Genomic DNA, 14470 nt, shown 5'->3' with positions numbered 1-14470 from the left:
GTACGCTCATCCGTTGATGGACATCTCCACCGCACTGCAGTTCCTGTTACTGCCCGCCGGCGCCCTGGCGATCGCAGGTTTCGCGAGACGCCAGGGTTGGTCCGCGCCGCTCCTGCTCGTCGTCGCCGGGCTGGTCGCCTCCTTCGTCCCGGGCATGCCCGCCTACGAGCTGGACCCCCAGATCGTCCTTTCCGTCTTCCTGCCGCCGATGCTCTACTCGGCGGCACTGGACAGCTCCTACCTGCGCCTGCGTGACGTGAAGCAGGTGGTGGGCCTGCTCGCCGTCGGGCTCGTCCTGTTCACCACGGTTGTGATCGGGCTCGTCGCGCACGCCCTGATCCCGGGGCTGCCACTTGCCGCGGCCTTCGCGCTCGGGGCGATCGTGGCGCCGACCGACGCCGTCTCCGCCATCGCGGTCGGCAGGAAGCTCGGCCTGCCGCGAAAGTCGATCACGATCCTCGTCGGCGAGGGCCTGTTCAACGACGCAACGGCGCTGACGGCGTACCGGGTGGCGGTCGCCGCGGCCGTCGCGGGCACCACGGCCGACCTGCTCAGCGCGGGCGGGGAGTTCCTCTACTCGGCCGGTACCGGCATCGTCATCGGGCTCGTCATCGCGTACGCCGTGGGAATCCTGCTGCGTCGGCTCAGCGACTCGCTGATCGCCAATGGAATCTCACTGCTCGTCCCTTATGGGGCCTATGTCGCCGCGGAGGCCGTGCACGCGTCCGGAGTGATCTCCGTGGTGATCGCCGGGATCTATCTGGGCCACGAGATGAGCCGCACGAGCTACGGCACCCGCATCCTGTCGGGCGCCGTGTGGAAGGTCGCCGACCTCGTGCTCGAGTCCATCGTGTTCGCCCTGATCGGCCTGCAGGTGCGGCCGATCGTCATGGGCCTGGCGGAGAAGGACTTCGCCCGGGTCGGGATCTACGCGGGCGTGGTGTTCCTGCTCGCCGTCGTGCTCCGGGCGCTGTGGGTGCCGATCACCGTTTACCTGCCGACGCTGCTCAGGCGGGTGCGGGAGCGGCACGGCGTGCCGGCCTGGCGCAACGTCGCGCTCACGAGTTGGGCGGGCATGCGCGGGGTGGTCTCGCTCGCCGCCGCGTTCGGTCTGCCGGAGGACTTCCCCCAGCGTGACCTGCTGCTGTTCCTGACGTTCGCCGTCGTCATCGGCACCCTGATCGTGCAGGGCCTGTCGTTCCCGTGGCTGATCAAGAAGCTCGGCGTCTCCAACGACGCGGAGCGCTACTCGGACGATCTGTCGGAGGCGGCCGCCCAGCAGGCCGCGGCGGCGGCCGCCCTCGCGCGGCTCGACGAGCTGATCGCCGACGGCGTCCTCGACGTCCACGAGGAGGTCGTCCAGCAGCTGCGCTCCCGCGCCGAGCGTACGGCGCTGCGCGCGTGGGAGAGGCTCGGCGGCGGCACCGGCCTCGACGGCGCCGAGACCCCGTCGACGGTCTACCGGCGCCTGCGCAGGGAGATGCTCACCGCTGAGCGTGAGGTGTTCGTGCGGTTGAGGGACGAGCGGCGGATCGACGACGAGGTGCTGCACCGGGTGATGCAGGAGCTCGACTTCGAGGAGGCCACGCTCGAACGGAGCTGACCGCCGGGAGACTCAGCCCAGGGCGTTGTCCACGTAGCACCAGCGCCAGTCCTCACCCGGTTCGAAGGAACGCACGACCGGGTGCCCGTCCTGCTGGAAGTGCGCGGTCGCGTGGCGGTTGGGGGAGGAGTCGCAACATCCCACGTGGCCGCACGACAGACACTTGCGCAGGTGGACCCAGCGCGAGCCCATCTCCAGGCACTCCACGCATCCCAGCGTCGTCTGCGGCTCAGGGTCGGGCACGGTCAGCATGTGTTCACAGATCCCCATGATGTTCATGCTAGTCCGCCGGAAATCCCCTGTTGGGTAGGGTCTGTGTATGCGATCCCTCCCGCTCGCGGCCGCCGTTGCGGCGGCCTCCGTCATGTTGGTCTCCGGATGTTCCGCCGCCGACAAGGCGCAGTCCTGTATCGAAGCCCCCAAGCTGATCAGTGAGACGATCAGCAACATCACCGCTGTGGCCAATGATCCCGAGGCGATGCAGAAGGAGATCACCGACGGCGCCGCCAAGCTGAACGATCTCGCCGCCGACGCGGGGGACACCACGCTCAACCAGGCCCTGCAGGGGATGGCCGACAGCCTCGAGAAGCTCAACGTGGACGACGCCAACGCGGCCGTCGACGCCGCGCAGAAGGCGGCCACCGACAGCGCCACCTACCTCAAGCAGATCACGGAGGCCTGCCTGTAACCCGGCATATCCACGGGAAAAGGGGCAAAATTAGCCTGTCTCCATGGATGGGCAGGAGCCGGACCCCAGGTTCACGTTGGCCAACGAACGCACGTACCTCACCTGGCTGAGCACGTCTTTGGCGCTCAGCGCCGGAGGCATCGCCATCGCGGTCGTGCCCGAGGGCGTGTTCGTGCCGTGGGTCCGCACACTGCTCGCCCTGGTGCTCGTGTCGTTGTCCGCCGTCTCCGCCGCCACCGCCTATCCGCGGTGGCGGCACATCCAGCGGGCGCTGCGCCGCGGCGACCCGCTGCCGCCGCCCGCGCTCGCCCCCGTCTTCGGCTACGGCGTCGCCACGGTGGCGGTCGTCGCCCTGCTGCTGATCCTCGTCGGGCGATGACCTCGGGCCTGCACAACGAGCGGACGCGGCTGGCCTGGGTCAGGACGGCGACCGTCCTGGCCGTCGCAGGCCTCGTCGCCGCCGGAGCGGGACTGCGCGGCGGCGAGGGACCGTTGATGATCACGCCCTTCGCGGTCGCCGCGCTCTGCGGAGCGATCCTGCTTCTGCGCACCGGCGCGCGGTACAGGCGTGTCGAGCGGGCACTGCGCGACGGCGCCCCGCTGGACGACAAGGTGGACGCCCGCCTCGCGTGGGCCGGCGTCCTCTGCGTGGTGGCCGGGGCGCTGGCGCTGGTCCTGTCCCGCTGACCCGCTCGGCGTGCGGCTCAGCCGTCCTGGCGGGCCGCCTCGATGGTGTCGGCGACCTCGGTGTGCCGCTCGGTCTCCTCCTGCGCGAAACGCTCCGCGTCCAGCTTCTCCGCGATGTCCTCGTCCTGCTTCATGAGGGCGTCGAGGCTCTGTCCCGCCATGTCGAGCACGCCCATGTCGGCGTACGCCTTCTGCAGGCGAGGGCTCCACAGGCCGATGTCCTTGACGCAGGGCACGATGCGGCTGAACAGCAGCGAACGGAACAGCCTGAGGTACTCGGACCGGTCGGTGGCCTCCATGGCCTCGGCCACCTCGTCCTTGCCGAGGCCGAGCGTCTCCCACGTCTCCTGACCGCGGAGACGATCGCGCATGAGGTAGCAGCCCTCGATGACGAAGTCCTCACGCTCCTGCCGCTCGGCCTCGGACAGGTTCCGGTAGTAGTCCCGCAGGGCCATCCGGCCGAAGGCGACGTGCCGCGCCTCGTCCTGCATGACGTACGCCAGGATCTGCTTGGGCAGCGGCTTGGTGGTGATGTCGCGCATCACGCCGAACGCGGCCAGGGCCAGCCCCTCGATCAGCACCTGCATGCCGAGATAGGGCATGTCCCACCGGGAGTCGCTGAGCGTGCTGTCCAGCAGCGCCTTGAGGTGCTGGTTGATGGGGTAGACGAGCCCGACCTTGTCCTGGAGGAACCGGGCGTAGGTCTCCGCGTGCCGCGCCTCGTCCATCGTCTGCGTCGCCGCGTAGAACTTCGAGTCCAGGTCGGGCACCGACTCGACGATCCGGGCCGAGCAGATCATGGCGCCCTGCTCGCCGTGCAGGAACTGGGAGAACTGCCAGGAGGCGCTGTGCAGCCTGACGTCCTTGCGCTGCCGGTCGTCCATGCGCTCCCAGAGCGGCGTGCCGTAGATGGAGATCGACTGGTCGGGGACGCCGAGCACGTCGTACGGATCGACCTCGAGGTCCCAGTCGATGCGCTTGACGGAGTCCCACTGCTTGTCCTTGCCCTTCTGGTAGAGGGCGAGCATGCGGTCCCTGCCGTCGTCGTACTCCCAGGTGAACCGCGCGGCCCCGGTCATCTCCACGTCCCATGTGGAGAGCTCGGGGGGAATGGTGTAGAGCTCGTGGGTCGACACGGGAGGCCTCCTCGACGTACACCGTACGTAGTGATTCGAGACTGGCACGTACGCTGTACGTCCGTCAACGGGGTGGGAGACAATCGCCTCATGCTCAGCCGCGGCAGGATCGTCGACGCAGCCATCGACCTCATCGAGCGCGAGGGCGCCGACGCCGTCTCCATGCGCGGGATCGCGGCCGGGCTGGGGGTGGGGGTCATGTCGCTCTACAACCACGTCCCCAACAAGGCGGCGCTGCTCGACGCCATCTCGGAGACGATCCTTTCGAAGATCGAGTTCACCGACGACCCGTCGGCCCACTGGACCGACCGGGTGCGCGTCCAGGCGAGGGCGTTCCGGCAGATCGCCCACCACTACCCGCGCTCGACGATGGTGGTGTTCAGCCGGCAGCTCCACTCCTCCGCCGGGCTGCTGCCGGTGGAACGTGCTCTGTCGACGTTGCGCGACGCGGGGTTCGAGGGGCCCGAGGCGGTCCGGATGTTGCGGATGTTCGTCGCCTACATCGTCGGTTCGCTGCTGAGGGAGGTCGGTGTCACGCCGACCTTCGCGCCCGTGCGGGGCGACGCGACGGTCGCCGAGATCGATCCGGTGCTGTTCCCCGAGGTGAGCTCGCTCGCGCCGCTTCTGACCTCGTGCGACCACGAGGAGGAGTTCGAGTTCGGGCTGGAGCTGCTCGTGCAGGCCATGGCCGTCCGGGCCGGAGAGCCCTCTGGAAGGAGAGGCGCCCGGGGGTGACCCCCGGGCGCCTCGAGGGAACGGTCCCTTCCCCTGGGCGTTCCCTGGACCTGCTCAGTACCAGTTGTGCGACTGGAAGTGACCCCAGGCGCCGCATGGTGAGCCGTACCGGCCCTTGATGTATCGCAGGCCCCAACGGATCTGGGTCTGCGGGTTGAACCGCCAGTCCTCGGCGACGTATCCCATCTTGCTTCCGGGCAGAGCCTGCGGGATCCCGTAGGCTCCGGAGCCCGAGTTGTAGGCCCGGTGATTCCAGTTGCTCTCCCGGGTCCACAGGCTGTCCAGGCACTGGAACTGCGTGCTCGGCCATGCCCTTCGGCTGACGAGGCGGAAGGCGTAGGCCTTGCTCCTGGTCTTCGTCGGGGCGGGCGCCCGCTGGATCTTGTGGGCCTTCACCGAGACGCGCATCTTCCACGTCGCGACATGAATGCCCTGACGGGTCTGCGCGCCCTGGTCGGCCGTGGACTGCTCGGCCATCGCCGGTGTGGCGCTCGCGCCGCCGATCACGCTGAACGCGATCACGGCCACCGTTGTGTTGCGCAGAACACTGAAACTGTCCAAATCGGTCCTTGTCGTCGGGTCGCGTGCGGAAGGCGGTCGCATGCGGGTGCACACGCTCGCCGGCCGTACCGCGCCCATGGCGTGAGCGCGGCCGTCCGCTCGGCCTGCATCGGATCCAAGACAACTTCCGGCAGGCACCGCGACGGGTCCTTTAGGCGGATTGAAGTACGACGACCCGGCTCACGGCCGCCACCTGGGACACGCGGCGGACGGTTCTTTGCCGATTCGGTTCCGGGCGGCGGGCGTCTCGCGGGACGGCGATGACGTTACGCGGCCGCCCTTGACCTGGATGTACGGGAGCGCCACCGGCACGTCCGGTACCGAACATCACTCGGTATAGTCCGCTCATGAGCCTTCTCGAAACACCCGTCAACACCCTCGAGGGCGCCCCCACAACCCTCGGTGAGATCCTCGGCGGCCGCGCGGCCCTCGTGGTCAACGTCGCCTCGAGGTGTGGCCTGACGCCGCAGTACGCCGGGCTCGTCCGGCTTCAGGAGAGCTACGCCGACCGCGGGTTCACCGTCGTCGGCGTCCCGTGCAACCAGTTCATGGGCCAGGAGCCGGGCTCGGCCGAGGAGATCCAGGAGTTCTGCTCGACCACGTACGGCGTGGACTTCCCGCTACTGGAGAAGACCGAGGTCAACGGGGACGACAGACATCCGCTGTACACGGAGCTGACCGCGACCGCGGACGCGGAGGGCGCCACCGGCGACGTTCAGTGGAACTTCGAGAAGTTCCTTCTCGCCGCCGACGGCGAGGTCGTGGCGAGGTTCCGGCCCCGCGTCGAGCCGGAGTCGCCCGAGGTCGTCGAGGCGATCGAGAAGGTCATCTCCTAGGCCCGCAACTGGCCCGCACGATGAGCTCGGTCGGCAGGGTCACCGTCCGCGGGCGGCGTCCCTGCCGCAGCACCAGTTCGGCGGCGCGGTAGCCCACGTCCTGGGCGGGCTGTGCGATGACGGTCAGCGGCGGGGAGCACAGCTCGGCCCAGGGCACGTCGTCGAACATGATGAGTGACACGTCCCTCGGGATCCGCACGTGGAGTTCGCGCGCGGCCAGGACCGTGGCCTCGCCGAGCATGTTCCCCCCGGCCAGCACCGCCGTGAGGTCGGCGCGGTGCTGCAGCAGTCCCGCGGCGGCCGCGTACGCCGAGTCGCGGCTGGCGCGCGCGAGGACGACGAGTTCGGGATCCACCGGCACGCCCAGCGAGGCCAGCGTGTCGGTGAAGGCGGCCACCCGCTGCGACTGCCCGTGCCGGGCCAGGAAGGCGATCTTCCTGTGGCCGAGGCCGACGAGGTACTCCACCGCGGTGCGCACGCCGGCGCGGTCGTCGGCGACCACCCCGGGGACGTCGTCGCGCACCTGCCTGTCCGCGAAGACCACGTTCAGGCCGGCGCGCAGCGCGGGCGCCCACGTCTCGCCGTCACCGGAGGGGACCGCGATGACCCGGTCCATGCTCTGCTCGATGAGCGTGCCGATGAGCTCGGCCTCCTGCTCCGGGTCGTCCCCGGTCACCCCGATCGTCACCGGCTCGCCGTACGACCTGGCGCACGACAGCACGCCGTCGGTCAGCCGGGCGTAGAAGCTGTCGGTGATGTCCGGGACGAGAAGCCCGATCCCCCCGGACCGCTGCTGACGGAGGTTGCGTCCCAGGGCGCTCGGCCGGTAGTCGAGCCGGGCCGCCGCCGCCAGCACGCGTTCGCGCGTCTCGGCGCTGGCCGACCCTCCCGACAGGACGCGGGAAACCGTGGCGACTCCGACTCCCGCCGCCTCCGCGACGTCCTTGATCGTCGTACGGCGTTGCGCCATGTTCATGGAAACGATTCCATCATGCTTCCATCCCTTATGCGAGCAAAACCTTGACATTAGACGGTAGTTCGGGTGAGATTCCTGAAAACGTATCCAAGTACCTTGTTTGGGAACCGCGAAGGACTGGCATGGCTGCAATCGTTCTGAGCAACGTCGACAAGATCTACGCGGGAGGCGTCAAGGCCGTCAACGGCCTGAACCTTGAGATCAAGGACGGCGAGTTCATGGTGCTGGTCGGCCCGTCGGGATGTGGCAAGTCCACCGCCCTGCGGATGATCGCCGGCCTTGAGGACATCAGCGGTGGCGAGATCTCCATCGGCGACCGGGTGGTCAACCACCTGCCTCCGAAGGACCGGGACATCGCGATGGTGTTCCAGAACTACGCCCTGTACCCCCACATGACCGTCGAGGAGAACCTCGCCTTCGGTCTCAAGCTCCGCAAGATGCCCAAGGCGGAGATCCAGAAGCGCGTCCAGGACGCCGCCCGGATGCTCGGTCTGGAGCAGTACCTCAAGCGCAAGCCCGCCGCCCTGTCCGGTGGGCAGCGCCAGCGTGTCGCCATGGGCCGCGCCATCGTCCGCGAGCCGCAGGCCTTCCTCATGGACGAGCCGCTGTCGAACCTCGACGCCAAGCTCCGCGTCTCCATGCGCGCCTCGCTCAACCAGCTGCACGAGCGTCTCGGCGTCACCACCGTCTACGTGACCCACGACCAGGTCGAGGCCATGACCCTCGGCGACCGCGTCTGCGTCCTGCGCGACGGCCTGCTCCAGCAGGTGGACACCCCGCAGAACCTGTTCGACAGCCCGGTCAACCTGTTCGTCGCCGGCTTCATGGGCTCCCCGTCCATGAACTTCACCTACGCCGAGCTGACCAAGGACGAGAGCGGCGCGGCCGTGGAATTCGCGGGCCACAAGCTGCCCGTGCCCGACTCGACGTTCGCCGAGAAGCCCGGCCTCGACGGCTACATCGGCAAGAAGATCATCCTCGGCATCCGCCCCTCGGACTTCGAGGACTCGGTGTCCGCCAACGGCAACACCGGCGGCTGGGTGAGCGTCCCCGTCCGCGCGAACGTCACCGAGGAGCTCGGCTCCGAGATCAACGTCCTGTTCACGATCGACGCCCCGCCGGTCGAGCACAAGGACACCGTGGCCGCGCAGCACGACGGCGACGAGGAGGAGGCGGCGGCGCTGCCGCTGTCGGGCGACAAGTCCCTGTGGACCGCCCGCGTCAACGCCCGCAGCCACGTCCGTCCCGGCCAGGACATCGAGCTCGTCGTCGACACGCACAACCTGCACTTCTTCGACGTCGACTCGGGCCTGTCCATCGGCCACGAGGCCAACGTCGGCAGCTGACTCGAGCATCGGCCGTTTTGTAAGTGCGGCGGTCGGCTTGACGCCGCCGCACTTGCAAAACGGCCGTGCCGTCTCGGGAAGGTCAGTGGAGCACCACCGACGAGCAGTGGAGCCGTGCGGGTGATCTCGCCATGGCTCATCCGCCCTGATCGATTGGGAGCCGCGGTTCCAGCCAGGGGAACACGACATACCAGAGCAGCGCCGCGGTGATCCTGATCAGCAGAAGTGAGATGAACAGCCGGACCGCGATTCCGCCCGGCAGCCGTCGTCATATGAACCCGTACATGTCAGCTTCTCCCTGTCGTGATCACGTATGGCGCCCCGCACGCCTCGCCGGCACGCCGTAGACGACCGGGCGCTCTTGTGCGGAGTACTTCGGGTCGCAGGTGGTCATGGTGATCAGCGCCTGCGAGGGCCGCTGTGCGGGATGTTCAGGCACCGGGTTGACGACATCCGTCCGGGTGGGACCAATGATCTCCTGCCGGATGACCTGGTAGGTATAGCGGGCGTCTGTTGCGTCCACCACGATGTCGTCACCGTGCCGTAGCTCATTGATTCGGGTGAACGGCGCCGAATAGGTGGTCCGGTGCCCGGAAATCGCGAAATTTCCTATCTGGCCGGGCATTGCCGTACCGGGATAATGGCCCGGACCCTTGCGCAATTCCTCGGAATCGGCGCCTTCGACTATGGCGTACTTGTAATCAGGGCCCAATCGGGGGATGCGGAGCAAACGCGAGGGCGCCGCCGAGCTTGATCCTCCCGGGAGCGTTGTTTCCCCACGCACCACGATCACACGCGTAACCGGTGAAACAGGCTCTTCACAATCCAGGGTGTAGTCGTAGCCTGAATCCGCCGGTTTCCAACAGGGATCTGGCAATGTAGTTGGTGAGGTTGCGGAATCCGAGGGCGGAGCCGCGGAGGTGTTCGAGCCGTCCGTTGATAGCCTCGGTCGGTCCGTTGGAAGTGCCCGGGCGTTCGAAGTAGGCCAGCACGTCGGTTGCTCGCTTCTTCAGTGTCCGGCCGAGCGTGATGATCTCGCTCAACGCGCTCGGGACGCCCTGGCTGACCGACTCGATCAACTTCACCATCAGCTCTCGGCCCTTCCTGCGATCGGGTTCCCGGTAGGCGGCGATCATCCGCTGGTAGACCCCCCATGTGGCTTCGACCTCAACGTGAGCGTCCCTCGCAAACAGCGCGGCCAGTCGGTCCTTCTGCTTGTCGGTGAGCAGGTCAGCGCCGGTATGGAGGGTTCGCCGTGCGGTATAGAGCAGGTCGCTCTTGCGTCCGCGGTGCCCGTGGATGGTCAGTTGGACACGTCGGCGGCATCGGTCGAGTGCGTCGCCGGCCAGACGCACGACGTGGAATGGGTCCATGACCGCGACCGCGTCGGGCAGTTCCTCGCTGGCGGCGGTCTTGAACCCGGTGAAACCGTCCATCGCGACGACCTCGATGCGGTTGCGCCAGGACTCTTCGCGTTCGGCAAGCCAGGCCTTGAAAGCCTGCTTGGAGCGGCCTTCGACCATGTCGAGCAGCCGGGCAGGGCCGGTGCCGTCGCGGGTGCCGGTCAGGTCAATGACCACAGTGACGTACTTGTCGTCACGCCTGGTATGGCGCCACACGTGCTCGTCGACGCCGATCGCGGTGACGTCGTCGAAGCGGCCGGTGTCGTCGATGAGGACGCGCTTGCCCTCGGCCAGAACGGCATCGTTGGCGGTGTTCCAGGCGACCCCGAGCCCTTCGGCGACACGGGCGACAGTGAGGTGCTGGCAGACGATGGCTTCAAGCGACCACCGTAGCCCGCGGCGTGAGAGCTTCGCCCGCGGCTCAGCCGCCTTGGTGGTGTCTTGCCGCCACACGTGCCCACAGCCGATGCAGCGGTAGCGTCGGATCGTGACGTGAAGGATCGTGGGCCGCCAGCCGAGTGGCTCGTGCGCCAGTCGCCGGGTCACGGTGTCACGTGGTGTGCCTTCGCAACCGCAGCGGCGGCACCACTGATCGGACTCGACGACCCGGCACGCGAGAACCGCACGATCCGGGGTGAGTCGCTGACCGGTGACTTCGAGCCCGAGCTCGTCAAGGCGGCAGAACGTATTCATGTCAGCGCGGGCGAAGCCCGCCTCAGGGGTAGCGTCGTGCAACGTCGAGGTCTTCCGGATGGACTTGGGCTAGGAAGCCCCCTTCCTTGGGAGACCTCGGCGCCTACCCGGCCACCGACGCAGGGCGAGCTGCCCCCGCCGGTCCCTGACGGTTGATGATCTGAAGTCATCCAGGTGAGGGCGAATCGTCCTGCTTCGGCCCCGGTCGCGCGAAGGTGACCGGGGCCGAAACTTGAACGGTGGCTTCGGTCGCGGCTTGTGGACCGTTCAGCTCTGGGGCATTCAGCGGCCGATGTCGTCCAGCTCGGTCAAGTCCTCATGAGAGAGACAGAGTCCCGCGCCGGCGATGTTCTCGCGCAGGTGTGCCGTCGATGATGTGCCGGGGATGAGCAGGATGTTCGGTGATCGCTGCAGCAGCCAGGCCAGTGCGACGGCCATCGGTGTCGCCTCCAATCGGGCGGCGACCGCCGAGAGCGCCGAGGACTGAAGCGGGGTAAAGCCCCCGAGGGGGAAGAAGGGCACGTACGCGACGTCGTCGGTGGCGAGCCGGTCGATGAGCTTGTCGTCGTGGCGGTGGGCGAGGTTGTACATGTTCTGCACGCACACGATCGGCGCGATGCTCTGTGCCTCGGTGACCTGCCCCTCGGTGGCGTTGCTGACCCCGAGGTGGCGGATCAGACCCTGCTGCTGGAGTTCGACGAGCGTCTCGAATGCCTCGGCGAGCGAGCCGGGCTGGGGACCTTCGGCGTTGCCGAGTCGGAGGTTGACCAGGTCGAGTACGTCGAGCCGGAGGGACGTGAGGTTGTCGTGGACCTGGCGGCGCAGGTCTTCGGGTCGCCGGGCCGTAGGCCAGCCACCCTGTTCGTCGCGGGTCGCGCCCACCTTGGTCACGATGTGCAGCGACTCGGGATAGGGGTGCAGTGCCTCGCGGATCAACTCGTTGGTGACCCGCGGCCCGTAGGCGTCGCTGGTGTCGATGTGGGTGATACCGAGGTCGACCGCTTCACGCAGAACGGCCAGGGCACCTTCGCGATCGGCGGGCGGCCCCATGACCCACGGGCCGGCCAGTTGCATGGCGCCGTAGCCGAACCGGGTGACGGCCAGGTCACCCAGAGTCCAGGTGCCGCCGGGAAGAGAGAGGGAGGGTGTGCTCATCTTGTTGCCTTTCGTCGTGCACTTGGGGGGTGGCGCCTGCTGCCTCCCTGCATCATCATTGGAGAGAAACTTCCTGTCGGGAAGTAGGCACTTTGGAGTGCGTAACCCACCCATCGGTGAGAGGTGCAATCAGTGACGACGATGAAGGCGGCCCAGAAGAGGGCTCAGGCCAAGGTGGAGTACAACGCGTTCCTGGCAGGGTGCCCCAGCCGGCAGCTGCTCGACCGAATCTCGAACAAGTGGGTCGTCCTGATCCTGTGTGCGCTGGGCGGCGACAACAGCGCTGGCCAGCCCGGTGCAGCACACGCAGACGCTCCGAGGCCGATGCGTTACTCCGAGATCTCTCGCCTTCTGGCCGGGGTCAGCCAGAAGATGCTGACCCAGACGCTACGGTCGCTGGAGCACGATGGTCTGCTCACCCGTACCGTGACGCCAACCGTCCCTGTCACCGTCTCCTACGAGCTGACCGACCTCGGTCTCTCGCTCCACCACATGACGCGCGGGCTCAGAAACTGGGCGCAGACGCACATGGCCGAGGTCCTCGAAAACCGCGAGAACTACGACTCTCGCACCTCCTGACGACTCACATCCAACCGTCCAACAGCTCTACCTTCTCGGCGCTACACCCTCAACTGCGAAGAGCCGTGAAACAAGCCGACTGTCAATAAAGAGAGAACGGTCACTGATCATTCAGTAAGCGTCGTGCGGTGACGGCGTTCGTCTTGATCGGACGCCGTATAACAGGTCGAGGTGGCAAACATTCGCTGGTATTCCGGCGAAATGTGTGTGACCGGAAGGATCGTTATCGGGGGAGTCCGAAATGGCACGAAAAAACGCGATGCCTATTCTTTTGACGATGATGGTCGCGGGCGGACGTCGCCGGTCTTCTTGTGCGAAGTAGAAAACGCCGACTGCTCGTCATCGGCCTGCCGGCGCTGGCCTTCGGCCTCACGCTGGCCGGGGGCTGGTCGGCATATCGCGGTCTGAGCGTGCGGGATCACCTGGAGGCGACCAGGACCGCGCTCCTACGGCTACGTGCGGAGGACCCCACGTCGATGGCCGGGGCGCTCGCGGACGCCCAGCGGCATGCGGCCGAAGCGCGGCGGCTCACCGGCGGTCTCGACTGGTCGCTGCTCACCCACGCTCCCGTGGTGGGAGACGGCGCCACGACCGTGCGAGGGTTGGCCGAGGCCGTTGCGGAACTCACCGATGTACTGGCCGGAGTTCACCGGGCCGGCGCGCCGTTCATGACGGCGAATGCGCTTTCGACGGGCAATCTGCGGCCGCTGCTGGCGGGTCTCGACGCGGCGGCGCCGGTCCTGGGCGATGCCGCAGCCCGGCTCGCCACGATGAGTTCGCACGTGGCGGAGACGCCGGCGCAGAGCGGTGTGGACGTTCTGGACCGAGCGCGCGCTACGACACTTGCTGAAGTCGATCGGCTGCGCGGCTGGCTGGATGCGGCGGCGAGGGCCGCCGAACTTCTGCCTCCGATGCTGGGTCAGGATGGTACGCGCCGTTACTTCCTGGGCTTCCAGACCAATGCCGAGGCGCGCGGAACCGGAGGCCTGGTCGGTGCGTTCGGCATCCTGAAAGCCGGCCGCGGCAAGCTCGGCATCGAGCGGCTGTCCCCTAACATCGATCTCCCTGAGGCTCCCCAGCCTGCCGCCGACAACGGACCGGAATTCCGGGCTCGCTACGGTCCCAGCGCGACCTCCATGCTCTCCATTTCCAACCTCTCCCCGCATTTCCCGTACGCGGCGACCACCTGGACCGGGCTCTGGGAACGGCAGACCGGCCAGCGACTGGACGGAGCCATCGCGACCGACCCGATCGGTCTCTCTTACCTGCTGGAACTGATCGGGGCGGTCAGGCTCCCCAGCGGGGAGACGGTGACAGCCGCGAACGTCGTCGACCTCACCGAGCGCGCGGCCTACGTCCGATACCAGGACTCGGGAGAACGCAAGCGGTTTCTCATCCAGATCGCCGGCGCGATCAGCGAGGCGCTGATCAGATCGCGGCCCGAGCCCACCCGGCTGTTGCCGGTCTTGTCCCGGCTGGTGGACGAGCGGAGGATCCAGATCTGGAGCCGCAGAGATACCGAGGAGCAACGCCTCGCGACGACTCCGGTCGGCGGCGTCCTGCCGGAGCAGCCGGGACCGTTCGCAGGGCTGGTGATCAACAATTCGGCCGGCAGCAAACTCGACTACTACCTGGAGCGTTCCCTGACGTACACCCTTGGCGTGTGCCACGACGGGCTGAGGTCCACAAGAGTGCGGATCCGGCTCGCCAACGACGTGCCGCGAGGGCGACTTCCCACCTACGTCACCGATCGGCTCGACTCCCCGGAGCGTCCCCACACCGTCGGTTCCAACCTCCTGTGGGTGTCCCTCTACGCCGGGGTCGGCACGAAGGTGAGTGCGGTGCGCCTCGACGGTCATCCCACTGGGATCATCAGTGAGGTCGAACGATCCCACCCCGTCTACTCGACCGTCCTGGAGTTCGCCCCCAGGCAGTCGAGGACACTGGAATTCGACCTGCTGGAACCCTCCTCCGCCGCGGCGCCGGTGGTTCCGGTACAGCCGCTGGTTCGCCCCCAGCTCACCCAGATCACCCAAGACAGCCAGGGCTGCGCCCCTTGACCGGCGGGCGAG

16 protein-coding genes are annotated in these 14470 nt (G+C 67.6%); 9 read left to right on the top strand and 7 right to left on the bottom strand.

Annotation, left to right across the window (positions count from 1 at the left end; translation table 11 throughout):
• The first annotated feature begins 16 nt into the window (after nt 1-16).
• On the top strand, nt 17-1603 hold the full coding sequence (locus Pka01_RS13755) for a Na+/H+ antiporter (protein ID WP_203883114.1): 1587 nt from the start codon (nt 17-19) through the stop codon (nt 1601-1603).
• 12 nt (nt 1604-1615) lie between these two features.
• Here Pka01_RS13755 and Pka01_RS13750 read toward each other — a convergent pair whose 3' ends face one another.
• Complete coding sequence (locus Pka01_RS13750; protein WP_203883113.1) at nt 1616-1873, bottom strand: ubiquitin carboxyl-terminal hydrolase 14; 258 nt, start codon at nt 1871-1873, stop codon at nt 1616-1618.
• A gap of 49 nt (nt 1874-1922) precedes the next feature.
• Between Pka01_RS13750 and Pka01_RS13745 the strand changes: the two genes are divergently transcribed.
• Genes Pka01_RS13745 through Pka01_RS13735 form a run of 3 tightly spaced genes read left to right on the top strand, consistent with a single transcriptional unit; the run spans nt 1923 to nt 2978 of the window.
• Nucleotides 1923-2291 carry a DUF8711 family protein gene (locus tag Pka01_RS13745; protein WP_203883112.1) on the top strand — a complete coding sequence of 123 codons (369 nt, stop codon included), beginning with the start codon at nt 1923-1925 and terminating at the stop codon, nt 2289-2291.
• 43 nt (nt 2292-2334) lie between these two features.
• Nucleotides 2335-2670 carry a YidH family protein gene (locus tag Pka01_RS13740; protein WP_203883111.1) on the top strand — a complete coding sequence of 112 codons (336 nt, stop codon included), beginning with the start codon at nt 2335-2337 and terminating at the stop codon, nt 2668-2670.
• Complete coding sequence (locus Pka01_RS13735; RefSeq protein ID WP_203883110.1) at nt 2667-2978, top strand: DUF202 domain-containing protein; 312 nt, start codon at nt 2667-2669, stop codon at nt 2976-2978. Before Pka01_RS13740 ends, Pka01_RS13735 begins: the two co-directional genes overlap by 4 nt.
• Before the next feature lie 17 nt (nt 2979-2995).
• On the opposite strand, the gene Pka01_RS13730 is transcribed toward Pka01_RS13735, so the two are convergent.
• Nucleotides 2996-4114 (bottom strand): ferritin-like domain-containing protein, encoded by a 1119-nt coding sequence (locus tag Pka01_RS13730; protein ID WP_203883109.1) that lies wholly within the window; start codon nt 4112-4114, stop codon nt 2996-2998.
• A 90-nt stretch (nt 4115-4204) separates the two neighbouring features.
• On the opposite strand from Pka01_RS13730, the gene Pka01_RS13725 reads away from it, so the two are divergent.
• Nucleotides 4205-4849, top strand: a complete 645-nt coding sequence (locus tag Pka01_RS13725) for a TetR/AcrR family transcriptional regulator C-terminal domain-containing protein (protein WP_203883108.1) — start codon at nt 4205-4207, stop codon at nt 4847-4849.
• A 54-nt stretch (nt 4850-4903) separates the two neighbouring features.
• Here the strand turns inward: Pka01_RS13725 and Pka01_RS13720 are convergent, their stop codons facing one another.
• A complete protein-coding gene (locus Pka01_RS13720) occupies nt 4904-5410 on the bottom strand; it encodes an aggregation-promoting factor C-terminal-like domain-containing protein (RefSeq protein WP_203883107.1) in 507 nt (168 codons plus the stop codon).
• A gap of 347 nt (nt 5411-5757) precedes the next feature.
• On the opposite strand from Pka01_RS13720, the gene Pka01_RS13715 reads away from it, so the two are divergent.
• The gene (locus tag Pka01_RS13715) at nt 5758-6246 is read left to right on the top strand and encodes a glutathione peroxidase (protein WP_203883106.1); all 489 of its coding nucleotides are present in this window, start codon (nt 5758-5760) and stop codon (nt 6244-6246) included.
• Here the strand turns inward: Pka01_RS13715 and Pka01_RS13710 are convergent.
• The gene (locus tag Pka01_RS13710) at nt 6236-7222 is read right to left on the bottom strand and encodes a LacI family DNA-binding transcriptional regulator (protein WP_203883105.1); all 987 of its coding nucleotides are present in this window, start codon (nt 7220-7222) and stop codon (nt 6236-6238) included. The two genes, Pka01_RS13715 and Pka01_RS13710, sit on opposite strands and share 11 nt — an antisense overlap.
• A 122-nt stretch (nt 7223-7344) precedes the next feature.
• Here Pka01_RS13710 and Pka01_RS13705 point away from each other — a divergent pair, with 122 nt between their 5' ends.
• Nucleotides 7345-8568, top strand: a complete 1224-nt coding sequence (locus Pka01_RS13705) for an ABC transporter ATP-binding protein (protein WP_203883104.1) — start codon at nt 7345-7347, stop codon at nt 8566-8568.
• A gap of 307 nt (nt 8569-8875) precedes the next feature.
• On the opposite strand, the gene Pka01_RS13700 is transcribed toward Pka01_RS13705, so the two are convergent.
• From Pka01_RS13700 to Pka01_RS13690, 3 genes are all read right to left on the bottom strand, one after another.
• The gene (locus Pka01_RS13700) at nt 8876-9352 is read right to left on the bottom strand and encodes a class E sortase (RefSeq protein WP_373318141.1); all 477 of its coding nucleotides are present in this window, start codon (nt 9350-9352) and stop codon (nt 8876-8878) included.
• Nucleotides 9353-9386: 34 nt separating this feature from the next.
• A complete protein-coding gene (locus Pka01_RS13695) occupies nt 9387-10664 on the bottom strand; it encodes an ISL3 family transposase (RefSeq protein WP_203883286.1) in 1278 nt (425 codons plus the stop codon).
• 282 nt (nt 10665-10946) lie between these two features.
• The gene (locus Pka01_RS13690) at nt 10947-11819 is read right to left on the bottom strand and encodes an aldo/keto reductase family oxidoreductase (RefSeq protein WP_203883103.1); all 873 of its coding nucleotides are present in this window, start codon (nt 11817-11819) and stop codon (nt 10947-10949) included.
• 141 nt (nt 11820-11960) lie between these two features.
• Here Pka01_RS13690 and Pka01_RS13685 point away from each other — a divergent pair, with 141 nt between their 5' ends.
• Together Pka01_RS13685 and Pka01_RS13680 are read left to right on the top strand one after the other, a co-directional pair.
• Complete coding sequence (locus Pka01_RS13685; RefSeq protein ID WP_308442243.1) at nt 11961-12398, top strand: winged helix-turn-helix transcriptional regulator; 438 nt, start codon at nt 11961-11963, stop codon at nt 12396-12398.
• A gap of 311 nt (nt 12399-12709) precedes the next feature.
• Nucleotides 12710-14458 carry a DUF4012 domain-containing protein gene (locus Pka01_RS13680; RefSeq protein WP_203883101.1) on the top strand — a complete coding sequence of 583 codons (1749 nt, stop codon included), beginning with the start codon at nt 12710-12712 and terminating at the stop codon, nt 14456-14458.
• Nucleotides 14459-14470: the final 12 nt, after the last annotated feature.

Source organism: Planotetraspora kaengkrachanensis (assembly GCF_016862895.1).
GTDB classification, from domain to species: domain Bacteria; phylum Actinomycetota; class Actinomycetes; order Streptosporangiales; family Streptosporangiaceae; genus Planotetraspora; species Planotetraspora kaengkrachanensis.
Note: the sequence above shows the minus strand (reverse complement) of the source record. Positions and strands in the feature narration are given on the sequence as shown.